Annotated in this window: 13 protein-coding genes; 12 read left to right on the top strand and 1 reads right to left on the bottom strand. The window is 69.7% G+C overall.

Annotated features, from left to right (window positions below; all coding sequences use genetic code 11):
* Positions 1-23: 23 nt before the first annotated feature.
* The 3 genes from NY1_RS27595 to NY1_RS27585 are packed head-to-tail and all read left to right on the top strand — an operon-like array spanning position 24 to position 3,947.
* Complete coding sequence (locus NY1_RS27595) at positions 24-1,574, top strand: APC family permease (RefSeq protein WP_067719455.1); 1,551 nt, start codon at positions 24-26, stop codon at positions 1,572-1,574.
* A complete protein-coding gene (locus NY1_RS27590; protein WP_067719452.1) occupies positions 1,571-3,094 on the top strand; it encodes a GMC family oxidoreductase in 1,524 nt (507 codons plus the stop codon). Before NY1_RS27595 ends, NY1_RS27590 begins: the two co-directional genes overlap by 4 nt.
* A 55-nt stretch (positions 3,095-3,149) precedes the next feature.
* A complete protein-coding gene (locus tag NY1_RS27585) occupies positions 3,150-3,947 on the top strand; it encodes an IclR family transcriptional regulator (protein ID WP_067719449.1) in 798 nt (265 codons plus the stop codon).
* Between the two features lie 10 nt (positions 3,948-3,957).
* On the opposite strand, the gene NY1_RS27580 is transcribed toward NY1_RS27585, so the two are convergent.
* Complete coding sequence (locus NY1_RS27580) at positions 3,958-4,950, bottom strand: zinc-binding dehydrogenase (RefSeq protein ID WP_067719447.1); 993 nt, start codon at positions 4,948-4,950, stop codon at positions 3,958-3,960.
* Positions 4,951-5,376: 426 nt separating this feature from the next.
* Here NY1_RS27580 and NY1_RS27575 point away from each other — a divergent pair, with 426 nt between their 5' ends.
* The 9 genes from NY1_RS27575 (at position 5,377) to NY1_RS27535 (ending at position 12,633) form a co-directional block, all read left to right on the top strand.
* Complete coding sequence (locus NY1_RS27575) at positions 5,377-5,595, top strand: hypothetical protein (RefSeq protein WP_067719444.1); 219 nt, start codon at positions 5,377-5,379, stop codon at positions 5,593-5,595.
* 85 nt (positions 5,596-5,680) lie between these two features.
* Positions 5,681-6,037: a hypothetical protein gene (locus NY1_RS27570; protein ID WP_157762501.1), complete on the top strand. Its 357-nt coding sequence runs from the start codon at positions 5,681-5,683 to the stop codon at positions 6,035-6,037.
* Positions 6,034-6,723 (top strand): hypothetical protein, encoded by a 690-nt coding sequence (locus NY1_RS27565; protein WP_067719437.1) that lies wholly within the window; start codon positions 6,034-6,036, stop codon positions 6,721-6,723. The genes NY1_RS27570 and NY1_RS27565 overlap by 4 nt, the downstream gene beginning before the upstream one ends.
* A 309-nt stretch (positions 6,724-7,032) precedes the next feature.
* Positions 7,033-8,802: a sensor histidine kinase gene (locus NY1_RS42195; protein WP_233434508.1), complete on the top strand. Its 1,770-nt coding sequence runs from the start codon at positions 7,033-7,035 to the stop codon at positions 8,800-8,802.
* A complete protein-coding gene (locus tag NY1_RS27555) occupies positions 8,799-9,212 on the top strand; it encodes a roadblock/LC7 domain-containing protein (protein WP_067719434.1) in 414 nt (137 codons plus the stop codon). The genes NY1_RS42195 and NY1_RS27555 overlap by 4 nt, the downstream gene beginning before the upstream one ends.
* Entirely contained in the window at positions 9,209-9,565 is a 357-nt protein-coding gene (locus tag NY1_RS27550; RefSeq protein ID WP_067719431.1) for a DUF742 domain-containing protein, read from the top strand. The genes NY1_RS27555 and NY1_RS27550 overlap by 4 nt, the downstream gene beginning before the upstream one ends.
* Positions 9,546-10,148: a GTP-binding protein gene (locus NY1_RS27545; RefSeq protein ID WP_067719429.1), complete on the top strand. Its 603-nt coding sequence runs from the start codon at positions 9,546-9,548 to the stop codon at positions 10,146-10,148. Before NY1_RS27550 ends, NY1_RS27545 begins: the two co-directional genes overlap by 20 nt.
* Complete coding sequence (locus NY1_RS27540; RefSeq protein ID WP_067719427.1) at positions 10,145-11,410, top strand: cytochrome P450; 1,266 nt, start codon at positions 10,145-10,147, stop codon at positions 11,408-11,410. Before NY1_RS27545 ends, NY1_RS27540 begins: the two co-directional genes overlap by 4 nt.
* The gene (locus NY1_RS27535; protein WP_067719424.1) at positions 11,407-12,633 is read left to right on the top strand and encodes a cytochrome P450 family protein; all 1,227 of its coding nucleotides are present in this window, start codon (positions 11,407-11,409) and stop codon (positions 12,631-12,633) included. The genes NY1_RS27540 and NY1_RS27535 overlap by 4 nt, the downstream gene beginning before the upstream one ends.
* Positions 12,634-12,689: the final 56 nt, after the last annotated feature.

The following is a 12,689-nucleotide window of genomic DNA, read 5'->3' as shown; positions in this document are numbered from 1 at the left end:
GCTTTCCCGAAAGTTGGTCCGTCATGACGACGACCCGTCCGCCCGCATCCACCTCGAGTCCGGCCCACGACAGTGGCATGGCAGAATTCGGCTACCGGGAATCCCTGAGCCGAAGTATCGGGAAATTCTCGAGTTTCGCCGCCGGCGTCAGCTATATCTCCATTCTCACCGGCACCTTCCAGATGTTCTACTTCGGTTACGGCACCGCCGGACCCGGCTACCTGTGGTCCTGGCCGCTGGTCTTCCTCGGGCAGCTCGCCGTCGGCCTGTGCTTCATGGAACTGTCGGCCAAATATCCGGTCGCCGGATCGGTGTACAACTGGTCGAAGAAGCTGGGCAGCCGGGTGGTCGGCTGGTCGGCGGGCTGGCTCATGCTGACCGCGTCCATCGTCACCCTGTCGGCGGTGGCGCTGGCCATGCAATTGAATCTGCCGAAACTCTGGAGCGGATTCCAGCTCGTCGGCGACGGCACCGGCGAACACGACTACGCCACCAATGCGGTGATCCTGGGGACCGTGCTCATCGTATTCACCACGGTGGTCAATGGTTTCGGCGTGAAACTCATGTCGCGGATCAACAGCGCGGGCGTGTTCATCGAACTCATCGCCGCGGTGCTGATCGCGATCATTCTCGGCTTCCACATCACCCGCGGGCCGAGCGTGTTCTTCTCCAGCAACGGTTACGGCGCGGGGGAAAGCGGCGGCTACCTGAGCGCGTTCCTGGTCGCCTCGCTGGCCTCCGGATACGTCATGTACGGCTTCGACACCGCCAGCTCACTGGGCGAGGAGACGGTGGAACCGCGCCGCACCGCCCCGAAGGCGATCCTGCGCGCCTTGCTGGCGTCCTTCGTGATCGGTGGGGCCATCCTGGTTTTCGCGGTCATGGCCGCGCCGAACCTCCAGGACGAGCAGCTGGGCAGCGCTTCCGGCGGTCTGCAGTACATCGTGGAGCAGGTCATGTGGGGGCCGTTGGGCAAGGTGTTCCTGGTGTGCATCGTGATCGCGGTCATCGTGTGCTCCCTGGCCGTGCACACCGCCGGCATCCGGCTCACCTTCGCCATGGCGCGCGACAACGCCCTGCCGTTCGGGGAGAAGCTGGCCCGGGTGAGCGTCAAGCATCGCGCCCCGGTGATTCCGGCGGTGGTGATCGGCGTGCTCTCGGCGCTCATCCTGGTGATCAATATCGGTCAGCCGCAGGTGTTCACGGTGCTGACCTCGATCGCGGTCATCATGATCTACCTGGCCTACCTGCTGGTCACCGGACCGATGCTGGTGAAGCGGTTCAAGGGGGAGTGGCCGCCCGCGGACCTGGCCGCCGACGGGTACTTCAGCATGGGCCGCTGGGGCATGGCCGTGAATATCGTCGCGGTCGTCTGGGGCCTGGGCATGGCGATCAACCTGGCCTGGCCGCGCGCAGCCGTGTACGGCGGGCCCTGGTACAACACCTGGGGCGCGTTCCTCTACATCGGCGGGATCCTGGCCGCCGGGCTGATCTGGTACGCGGTGCGCGGGCAGCGGGTGATCGGGATACTCGATTCCCATGCCGCGCAACCGGTTCCGGCGGAGGCGTCATGAACGACAGCTTCGACTACGTGATCGTCGGCGGCGGCTCGGCGGGCTGCGTGGTGGCCGCGCGGCTCAGCGAGGACCCGGACGTGACCGTATGCCTGCTCGAGGCCGGGCCCTCCGATGTCGGCGACGACCGCATCCTGCGGCTGGCGGATTGGATGCTGCTGCTCGAATCCGGTTACGACTGGGACTATCCGGTGGAGGAACAGGCCAGCGGGAACAGCTTCCTGCGGCACGCGCGCGCCAAGGTGCTGGGCGGATGTTCCTCGCACAATTCCTGTATCGCCTTCCATCCGCCCGCCGAGGGACTCGACGAATGGGCCGCCATGGGTGCGACCGGATGGGACGCGGCGGGGCTGCTGCCGTACGTGCGCAAGCTGCTCGGGCCGGTCGAGTTGCGCGATATCCCGCCCAAGGACCCGTGCGGGTACGCCGTGCTGGAGGCCGCCGCCGCGGTGGGATTGCCCACGGTGCAATTCAATCGGGGCGACACGGTGTGCAACGGCGCGGGCTGGTTCCAGATCAACGCCGATGCCGAGAACACCCGCATGTCCTCCTCGCACGCCTACCTGCATCCGATCATGGGGCAGCGGGCCAATCTCGAGGTGCGCACCGGCTGCTGGGTGAGCGAAATCCTTTTCGACGACGCCGATTCCGCCACCGGCGCCCGCTATCGGCGACCGGATCTCACCGGATTCGACACCGTGCGCGCCCGCCGCGAGGTGATCGTCAGCACCGGGGCCATCGACACCCCGAAACTGCTCATGCTCTCCGGCATCGGCCCGGCGGAACACTTGCGCGACATGGGAATTCCGGTGCGCGTGGACGCGCCGGGCGTCGGGTCGAACCTGGACGATCACGTCGAAGGACTGGTGTTCTGGGAAGCCGCCCGGCCCATGATCACCACCTCCACGCAGTGGTGGGAGATCGGGCTCTTCGCGACCACGGAACCCGGTCTGGCGCAACCGGATCTGATGATGCACTACGGCAGCGTGCCGTTCGATATGAACACGGTGCGCTGGGGGTATCCGACCACCGACAACGGCTTCTGCCTCACCCCCAATGTGACGCAGGGCCGTTCGCGCGGCACCGTGCGGCTGCGCTCGCGCGACTTCCGGGACAAGCCGCGGGTGGACCCGCGCTACTTCAGCGATCCGGACGGGCACGACGAGCGGGTCATGCTGCACGGCATCCGGCTCGCCCGGCGGATCGCGGCGCAGCCGGCGCTGCGGGAATGGGCCGCACGCGAACTCGCGCCCGGACCCGACGCGGTCGGCGACGACGAACTCGTGGACTACCTGCACCGCACCCACAACACCGTCTACCACCCCGCCGCCACCGCCCGCATGGGCGCGCCGGACGATCCGCTCGCGGTGCTCGATCCGCACCTGCGCGTCAAAGGCGTCCGCAACCTGCGCGTCGTGGATGCCGCCGCCATGCCGAAACTGCCCGCGGTGAACCCCAACATCACCATCATGGCGATGGGGGAGAAGTGCGCGGATCTGGTCAAGGCGGCGGCGCGGTGAGCCGCCGGGACCGCCCACCTGCGGAAAACCCTGCGGCACATACACTGGACGTGTTATGGCGAAGCAACCTGACGAAGGGCCCGGCACCCGGCGGGACGGGGCGGCGGCGGTGCAATCGGTCGACCGCGCCCTGACCGCCCTCGAGATCGTGGCCAAACTGGGCGCGGCCGGGGTCACCGAGATCGCGGCCGAACTCGGGGTGCACAAGTCCACGGTGTCGCGGCTGATCGCGGTGCTGGAAGCGCGCGGCTACGTCGAACAGCTCTCCGAACGCGGCAAATACCGGCTCGGATTCACCATCGTGCGGCTGGCCGGATCCACCAGCGCGCACATGGACCTGCCGCGCCAGAGCCAGGACGTGTGCGACGAACTGGCGGCGCGGGTCGGGGAGACCACCAATATCGCCATCCTGGACAGCGACCGCATCATCAATGTGGTGGAGGCGGTCGGGTCGGCCGGAGTCGCCCTGCGCACCTGGGTCGGCCAGAGCTGCCCCGTGCACGCCACCTCCAGCGGCAAGGCGTTGCTGGCCGAACTGCCCGCCGCCGACCTGCGCGGGCGGCTGGCCAAACGGCTGGACTCGTTCGCGCCCAACACCATCACCGAACTGCCGGTGCTGCGCGCGCAACTCGAGCAGGTGCGCGCGCAGGGCTGGGCGGCCTGCGAGGAAGAACTCGAGATCGGGCTGAACGCGGTGGCCGCGCCCATCCGCGACAGTGAGGGCCGCATCATCGCGGCCCTCAGCGTCTCCGGACCGTCCTACCGGATGCCGGCGCAGCGGTTTCCCGAAATCGCCCAGCAGGCAATAGCTTCCGCGCGCGTCATCTCGCGTCGCCTCGGCCACGCCGGCTGAGGCCCGCCGGTCAGCTCACCGTGAGGAGGGTGCGGCCGATGGCGGAGCGGGCGGCGATCGCCTCGTGCGCGGCGGCGGCTTCCTCCAAGGGGAAGCTCTGCCCGATGACGACCTCCAGGCGGCCGGCGGCGGCCTCGGCCAGGGAACGCCGCAGGGTGCCGTTCCAGTCGATGCCCGCCTGGGTGATGTTCATCAACGACAGCACCGTGACACCCTGGGCGGCCGCCGCTTCCGGGTCGATCGGCGCGAATCCGCTTGCTGCATTGCCGTATCCGAGGAAGCGCGCGCCCGGAGTGGCGGTGGTGAGGGCGGCGCTGCCGAGCTCGCCGCCCGCGCCGTCGAAGACGACCTGGACGCCGCCGGTGAGTTCGCGGACCCGCTCGGCCCACCCGGGCTCGGTGTAGTCGACGACGGCGTGCGCGCCCAGGCGCTGGGCCAGTTCCCGTTTGGCGGGGGAGCTGGCGGCCGCCACGACCCGGCCGCCCGCGGCGCGGGCGAGCTGGATGAGGAGCGTGCCGAGCCCGCCCGCCGCGCCGGTGATCAGCACCCATTCGCCGGGCTGGACGGCGGCCAGGTCGGCGACGGCCAGGGCGGTGCGGCCGTCGTGCACCAGACCGGCGGCCACGTGCAGGTCCAGTTCGTCGGGGACGGGGACCAGACTGTCGGCCTTGGCCAGGGCCAGTTCGGCGTAGCCGCCGATCGGGAGGCCGCCGCCGATGCCGCTGGCCGCGGTCTGGGTCGCCACCCGCTGCCCGATCCAGGCCGGATCCACGTCCGGAGCGGCCGCTTCGACCACGCCGGTGACCGCCCCGCCGGGCACGAACGGCGGCACGGCGGGGAAGAAGTCCCGCGCCCAGCCGCTGCGCATCAGGGTGTCCAGGAACATGACGTCGGCCGCCGCCACCTTGACCACCACTTCGCCCGGACCGGGAACCGGGGCGGGGGCCTCGGTCACCGTCAGCACCTCGGGACCGCCGAATTCCTTCGCTTCCACCACACGCATGTCGCTGCCTGCCTTTCGATTTCGCTCACCTGACTGCCTCCAGCCTCGAACCTCGAGTTGTGTTGAGGTCAAGCCGGGCGGGCGGATTACGCGGGGAGTGAAACCGGGAACAGTGCCGGGCGGCGGAGGCGGGGCTGGAACGGCAGGAGCGACGCGGTGAGGTCGGGGCTGACCATTTCTGATACGGTGCGATTCGGGCTCGCGCGCTGGTACGTACCAGTGTGACGGGTTTGACAAAGCCGGTTACTAGGCCAGTTGAGCTGGGTTTTCCTATCAGGTGGGCAGATTCGTTTGATCCATTTTCGGGGCAAGCGATCTTGACTCCGATTCATGCCGTCGTTAGTCTCTGCGGCGGGATCCGGACGCGTGACCCGCGAACCGGCCCCCGCACCATCGGCGCCACCCGCGATCACAAGGAGAGCCGCCATGCCCACGCAGTACCTCGCCGACATCCGCGAAGCCACCCGCGCCCGCGAAGCCGCCAAGGAAGCGGCCCTGGCCGCCGACGGCATCTGGCGTAGCAAGATCAAGCAGGCCACCCAGGCGGGGGAGCGCGTATTCCTCATCGCCAAGGCAGCCGGCGATATCACCACCTCGCGGGTGTATCAGATTCGAGACGGGGTCCGCACCGGCAGCACCCGCTGAACCGGCCGCGATGCCACGCGGTGCGTATCGGACATGCGCTGCCCGCGCCCCGAGAATGAGACGCACCGCGTGCGACAATCAGACCGTGCATGATCAGCTGAAACAGTGGATCGACGAGCTGACCGGGGGTGAGAGCACCCGGGCCATCGCCGCCGTCACCGGCATTCCGCAGGCCACCCTGGCCCGGCATCTCGCGCTCGAGACGCCGCCGGTGGAAACGCTGATCGACATCGCCCGCGCCTACAACGCCAATCCGGTCGAAGTGCAGGTCGTGGCGGGCATCATCACCGACGCCGAGGCGCAGCGCGCGGGCTCCGGCAGCGCCATCCGCCAAGCCAGCACCCGGCAACTGCTCACCGAACTGCTGCGCCGGGACAAGGAAGAAGACGAACCGCGGCGCAAACCCTCGCGCGGTGAGGCCGGCGCCAGGCTGTTCCGATGAACGACGTCGTCACCCTGCTGGCCGCGTGCGCCGCGCTGGCGGCGGCCGGGTGCCGGTTGCCGCGCTGGCGGGCCGTCGAATCGCGGCCGCTCACCATCGGATTGGGGCTGCTGGGGTTGTTCGCGCTGCTGCGCGCGCCCGTGCTGAACGCCGCCGCCACCGATGTCACCACCTCGGCCAGCACGCTCGAGAGCCTGCCCGATCTGATCTCCAACCTGTCGCTGGTGGCGGCCGGTGCGCTGATCGGGGTGGCCATCACCGACGCGTTCGGCAGCGCGGCGGCGAAGAAGACGTTCTACGTGTTCCTGATCCTGGTCGAGGCGGCGCTGCTGCTCACCTACGAGCCGTCCAAGCCGTACGCGGCGATGATCGACGCGCACAAGTGGATCCTGGCCGGGGCGGGCGTGGTGACCAGCATCGCCATCCTGGTGGCGGCCGTCCTGAGCATCTCCGCCATTCCCGCTCGATTGCGTTTGCCGCTCGGGCTTTTCATGCTCGGCGGCGCACTCAGCCTGGGGCTCAGCATCGTTCGCGTGGTGACGCTGCTGCGGCCTGACGGCGCGCAGGTGGAGGTCTGGGCCCCGTGGGTCAGCGTGCCGATCTTCGCGTTCGCCTTCGGATCGCTCATCGGCACCTACCGAGTGCGCACCCTGGACCCGGCCGCGGCGGCACGCACCGAAAGGTGAGCCGCGGGTTTCCATTCGGTGGCGCGCACCCGTCCGTCCGATGGCCGGGACGCATCGTCCCGAAGGCCGGAACCGGGCCTTGGCAGCACGTTCGCGCTCGGGTAGCGCGCACCTTCTCAGACGCCTATGCTTCTGCCCGAGATTCGAAACCGGTTGCCGGTCCGCGTATTTGGCGTGGGCCCGGAATCGGATGCCCGGGGGTTGCCCCGGCGGACGTGGATGCGGAAGTGCGGGGCTTTGTCGGAAACATCGAATCCGCCGGGCGGTGCGGGGCCAGCCGTTTCGGGTGCGCGCCTGCCCTATCCGGTCTTGCTGATCTCGGCGCTGGTCGCGGGACTCGCGATAGCCGCGGCGGTGTTCGCCGCGCCCGCGGAGTTCCGGGTGCCGCTCGCCATCGGGGCGTTGCCGGCCGCCATGCTGTGGTGCGCCGCGGTGACCGCGGCCGTCCACTACCGCGAGCAAGCGGTGCGGGCGCGGGCCGCCGCGGCGGCCGCCGATGAGCTGATGACCGGGGCGCTCGCCGACGCGCAAGCGCGAATCAGCGAGGCGCAGCAGCGATTCGACAACCTGGACATGGAAGCGCAACTGCTCGTCGACGCCCGCGCCAGCGAGGCCCGGCAGCACGTCGAGGCCGTGGAAAGCGAAGCGCGCCAGCACGTCGAGGCCATCGAGAACGAAGCGCGGCAGCATATCGAGGCCGTACAGACCGAGGCCCGGCTGCGCGTCGAGGCGGTCGAGAACGAGGCGCTGCGGCGCATCGAAGAGGCCGAACAGGCCGCGCGGGTGCGGGCCGAGGAAACCGAGCAGGCCACCCGGCAGCGGGTGGAACGGCTGGAAGCCGGCGCGCGGCAACGCATCAGTGAGCTGGAAAGCCTGCTGGCCGAGAAGGCCAGGGAAGCAAAGGAAGTCGAGCATCGGCGGGCCGCGGCGATGGCGGCCTTCGCGGGCGCGGCCGGGCGCATGCAGGCCATGAGCACCAGCATGCTGGCCGAACTGCGCGAAATGGAGCACCGGCACGGCGATCCGCAGGTGCTGGCCGATCTGCTCGAACTCGACCACCGCACCGCCCAGGCCGGACGCCTCGCCGACAGCATCGCGGTGCTCAGCGGGGCGCGCTCCGGGCGGCGCTGGGCCAAACCCATTGCGATGGAATCGATTCTGCGCGGAGCCATGGGGCGCGTCGCGGGCTATCAGCGCATCCGCTTGCGCGCCATCGCCGAGATCGCCATCGCCGGGCACGCGGCCGAAGGCATCATGCACGCCCTCGCCGAACTCCTCGACAATGCCTGCAACTTCTCCCCGCCCACCACCGAGGTGCACGTCTACGCCGCCGAAGTACCCGCCGGCGTGGTCATCACCATCGAGGACAGCGGCCTGGTGATGAGCGAATCCGCCCTGCGCCGAGCCGAACTCACCGTCTGCGGCCAGACCGGCAGCGGCGCCGACCTCGCCTCCCTCTCCGGCACCCGCCTCGGCCTCGCCGTCGTCGGCCACCTGGCCCGCAAACACGAACTCACCGTCTCCTACCGCCCCTCCGCCATCGGCGGCACCGCGGTAGTCGTAGTCGTCCCCCGCGAACTCACCACCCGCCTCGACCGCACCCCCGGTGCGCAACCGGCCGCCCACACGGCAACCCTGGCAACGGCTCTGGCCGCCACCTCCTCCACCCGCCTGCGCCCGGTGAGCGCGGCGGCCCTGGACGCCCCGCCCGCCACCCCCGCGCTCGCCGCCGCGCCCAGTTCCTCGCTCTTGGCCTCCGTTATCGCGGCGGATCCGGAAACGCCTGTGGTGCTGGATGATCCGGTCTCTCGGCAGCTGGATGAGACCGCCGGAGGCGGTGTGTTCGGGCCCGCGGTCGAGGTGCAGGCGGGCTCGGGTGGGATGCGGTTGCCGAAACGGAAGCGCGGGCAGGCCCTCGCCGCGGCGCATCCGCAGGGATTGTCGGGGGGAGCGGGGGTGGACGCGCCGGTGCGACCGGCGGGATCGCCTTCGGCTTTGGGGGCCTTTCAGCGAGCGGTGCGTGAGAACTCCGGGGGCGCACCGACTTCCCCGTCCCCGGACATGGAGAGCGAGCTATGACGGCATCCGCTACACAGTTGGGGTGGTTGCTCGAGCAACTGCTGACCCGTACCCCGCACACGCGGCACGCGCTGCTGCTGTCGGGGGATGGGCTGAAGATCTGCCATACCGACGGGCTGGGGGCGGACAGCGCCGATCAGCTGGCCGCCATCGCGGCGGGGATGCAGAGTCTTTCGCACGGGGCGTCGGTGGAATTCGGGGACGGGCGCGGCGGGGTGCGGCAGTCCATGACCGAGTTCTACGGGGGAATCCTGTTCATCGTGGAGGCGGGGGTGGGCGCGCACATCGCGGTGGTCGCCGCCGAGCACGCCGACGCCGGACTGGTCGGCCACAATATGCGTGAGCTGGTGGAACAGCTGGGCGAACACCTGGCCGTGCCGGCCCGAGTCCGGGGAGCGGGCGTGTCGTGACCCGCCCCGACGAGAATCCGGATCGGCTGTACACCCTCACCGGCGGCCGCAGCCGCCCGGATTCCGATGCCTTCGATCTCGTCACCCTCGTGGTCAGCGAATGCGAACCGACCCCGGGCATGCAGTCCGAGCACGTCGCCATCCTGACCATGTGCCGGGCCCCGACCGCCGTGGTGGAGATCGCCGCCGAACTGCGGCTGCCGGTCGGCATCGCCACCATCCTGCTGTCGGATCTGCTGCACGCGGGCCGCATCACCGTCCGCCATCCACGGCACAACCCTGGCGCGCAATGGAATTCGCTGCCGGACACCACCACGCTCGAGAAGGTGCTCGTTGGACTCCGCAATCTCTGATCCCCGGCCGGCGCGCGCGGACGCCCCGCTGCACGCCGACGCCCGGCACGGACTGAAGATCGTCATCGTCGGCGGCTTCGGGGTCGGCAAGACCACCATGGTGCGCTCGGTCAGCGAGATCCGGCCCCTCGACACCGAGGCCACCATGACCCAAAGCGGTTACGGCGTCGACGATCCCAGCGCCGTGCCGGGCAAGACCACCACCACGGTGGCCTTCGACTTCGGCCGCATCACCATCGACGACGAACACGTGCTGTACCTGTTCGGCGCGCCCGGCCAGGAACGGTTCTGGTTCCTGTGGGACCGGCTCTTCGCGGGCGCGCTGGGCGCCATCGTGCTGGTGGACCAGCGCCGCATCGAGGACTCCTGGTACGCCATCGACCGGCTCGAGCACCAGGGCACCCCGTTCATCGTGGCCACCAACAACTTCGGGCCGGGCGCGGACCAGCGGGCGGTACGCGACGCCCTGGACCTGGATCCCCTTGTGCCCCTGGTCGATTGCGATGCCCGCGACCGCGAGTCCTGTAAACAAGTGCTGATCACCCTCGTCGAATACCTCACCCGTCCGGAGCGCACCGCATGACCACGCCCGCACCCGCCGGCGGCTGCCCGGTCCAGTCCGGGCCCGGCGTCGTCCCACTGGCCGGCCCCCGCTTCCACACCGATCCGCACAGCCTCTACCAGGAGATGCGCCGCGACCACGGCTCCGTGGTGGCGGTCGAACTGCCCGGCGGCGTACCCGCCTGGCTGGTGCTCGGCTATCGCGAAATGCACCAGGTGACAACGTCTCCCGAGCTTTTCCCGCGCGATGTGAGCCTGTGGAACCAGTGGGACAGCATTCCCCCGGACTGGCCGCTGCTGCCCATGGTCGGGCAGCCCATGCCGTCCATCTACTTCACCGCCGGTGCCGAGCACCGCCGCCACCTGGCCATGGTCGAACCCGCGCTGGAAGCGGTCGACCCGTTCGAATTGCGCCGGGTCTGCGAGGATTCCGCCGACAAACTGATCGACGGCTTCTGCGGGCGGGGACAGGCGAACCTGGTCGCCGACTTCGCCGAGCCGCTGCCGGTCCTCGTATTGGCCTGGCTGCTGGGTTTTCCCGACGACGAGGGTCCGCGCCTGGCCCGCACCATGAAGGTGATGGCCGACGGCGGCGCCGACGCGCAATCCGCGCACCTGCGCTTCATGGAGCACATGCAGCGCCTGCTGGCCGCCAAACAGGCCGAACGCGGCGACGATCTGGTCTCGCGCCTGCTGGACTATCCCGAGGCGTTCACCGACGAGGAGTACGTCAACGACCTGATGGCCATCACCGCCGCCGGTCACCTGCCGACCTCGGACTGGCTGGTCAACTCGGTCCGCCTGATGCTCACCGACGATCGTTTCGCCGCCGCCCTGGGCGGCGGCCGGCGCAGCGTCGGCGAGGCCATGATCGAAGTGCTGTGGGAGGATTCGCCCACCTCGATCCTGGCCGGTCGCTGGGCCGCCCGCGACACTCGCCTGGGCGACAAGGTGATTCGCGCCGGCGACCTGCTGCTGCTGGGCCTGGCCGCCGCGAACACCGATCCGCACGTGCGCCAGCAGGTGCCCGGCAGCGCCGTGCACACCGGCAACAGCGCGCATTTCGCGTTCAGCCACGGCGAATACCGCTGCCCGTTCCCGGCGCAGCAGATCGCGGAAACCATCGCCCGCACCGGGATCGAGGTGCTGCTGGACCGGCTGCCCGATATCGATCTGGCCGTCCCGGCCGGCAGCCTGGTGCGGCGGCCGTCGCCCTTCCTGCGCGGGATGTCTTCCCTCCCAGTTGTTTTCACCCCAGTTCGCGCCGTCGGAGGTTTCCAGTGAGTTCCCCTTGCCCGCACGCCATCGCCATCGATCCGATGGTGGCCGATCTGGCCGGCGAGACCGCCCGCCTGCGCGCCGCCGGCGCCCTCACCCGCATCGAACTGCTCGGCGTGCCCGCCTGGACCGTCACCGACCACACCCTCGCCCGCCAGCTGCTCACCGACACCCGCCTGGTCAAGGACATCGAGAGCTGGGGGCTGTGGACCTCCGGCGTGGTGACCTGGGAGTGGCCGCTGATCGGCATGATCAATGCCGGGCGCTCCATGTTCACCGTGGACGGGGCCGAGCATCGCCGGCTGCGGATCAAGACCACCCAGGCGCTCACCCCGCGCCGCCTGGAAGCCCTGCGCCCCGATATCGAACGCCTGGTGGCCGAACTGCTCGACGATCTCGAGGCCGCGGGCCGCGACGGTGCGGTGGTGGACCTCAAGCAGGTCTTCGCCTACCCGCTGCCCATGCGCGTGATCAGCGAACTGATGGGCGTGCCGCGCGCCGACCATCCCATGCTGCTGGACTGGTACAAGAAGTTCTTCTCCATGCTCACCCCGCAGGACGAGCGGCTGCGCATCATCGGCGACATGGACGTGTACTTCACGAACATGGTGCGCGAAAAGACGGCGAACCCCGGCGACGATCTCACCAGCGCGCTCATCCTGGCCGACGAGGGCGGCGAACCGCTCACCGAGGAGGAGGTGGTCGGCAACCTGAAGGCGCTGGTCGCCGCCGGGCACGAGACCACCGTCAGCCTGATCCTGAACGCGGTGCGCGCCTTGGTGACCCGGCCCGAACAGCTGAGCAAGGTGCTGGCCGGGGATATCGAATGGAAGCAGGCCATCGAGGAGACGCTGCGCTGGGACGGCCCGGTCACCCACCTGCTCATGCGCTTCGCCACCGAGGACATCACGGTCGGTGACACCGTCATCGCCAAGGGCGAGGGCGTGGTGATCTCCTACCGCGCCGTCGGCCGCGACACCGCCATCCACGGCGACGATGCCGACGAATTCGACGTCACCCGGCCGACCGCCAACCGCAATATCTCCTTCGGCTACGGTCCGCACATCTGCCCGGGCGCGGCGCTGGCCCGCCTCGAAGCCGCGATCGGGCTGCCCGCGCTCTTCGCCCGCTTCCCGGCGCTGCGACTGGCCGTGCCGGAGCACGAGATCCAGCATCTGCCCGTGCTGACCCAGAACGACGTGGCGGCGGTGCCGATCCTGGTGAGCTGATCGAACTCCGGCGTGTCGCCGCCGGGCTCCCCGATCCCGGGGGCGCGGCGCGGCAA

Origin of the sequence: Nocardia yamanashiensis NBRC 100130 (genome assembly GCF_001613325.1) — a bacterium.
Taxonomy (GTDB): Bacteria; Actinomycetota; Actinomycetes; order Mycobacteriales; family Mycobacteriaceae; genus Nocardia; species Nocardia yamanashiensis.
The sequence above is the reverse complement of the archived record's forward strand: the minus strand, read 5'-3'. Positions and strand labels throughout refer to the sequence as shown.

What these genes read in the sequence shown, in the direction of transcription:
- NY1_RS27595 (WP_067719455.1), top strand. Translation starts at nt 24, where the DNA reads ATGACGACGACCCGTCCGCCCGCATCCACCTCGAGTCCGGCCCACGAC.
- NY1_RS27590 (WP_067719452.1), top strand. Translation starts at nt 1,571, where the DNA reads ATGAACGACAGCTTCGACTACGTGATCGTCGGCGGCGGCTCGGCGGGC.
- NY1_RS27585 (WP_067719449.1), top strand. Translation starts at nt 3,150, where the DNA reads ATGGCGAAGCAACCTGACGAAGGGCCCGGCACCCGGCGGGACGGGGCG.
- NY1_RS27580 (WP_067719447.1), bottom strand. Translation starts at nt 4,950, where the DNA reads ATGCGTGTGGTGGAAGCGAAGGAATTCGGCGGTCCCGAGGTGCTGACG.
- NY1_RS27575 (WP_067719444.1), top strand. Translation starts at nt 5,377, where the DNA reads ATGCCCACGCAGTACCTCGCCGACATCCGCGAAGCCACCCGCGCCCGC.
- NY1_RS27565 (WP_067719437.1), top strand. Translation starts at nt 6,034, where the DNA reads ATGAACGACGTCGTCACCCTGCTGGCCGCGTGCGCCGCGCTGGCGGCG.
- NY1_RS27555 (WP_067719434.1), top strand. Translation starts at nt 8,799, where the DNA reads ATGACGGCATCCGCTACACAGTTGGGGTGGTTGCTCGAGCAACTGCTG.
- NY1_RS27540 (WP_067719427.1), top strand. Translation starts at nt 10,145, where the DNA reads ATGACCACGCCCGCACCCGCCGGCGGCTGCCCGGTCCAGTCCGGGCCC.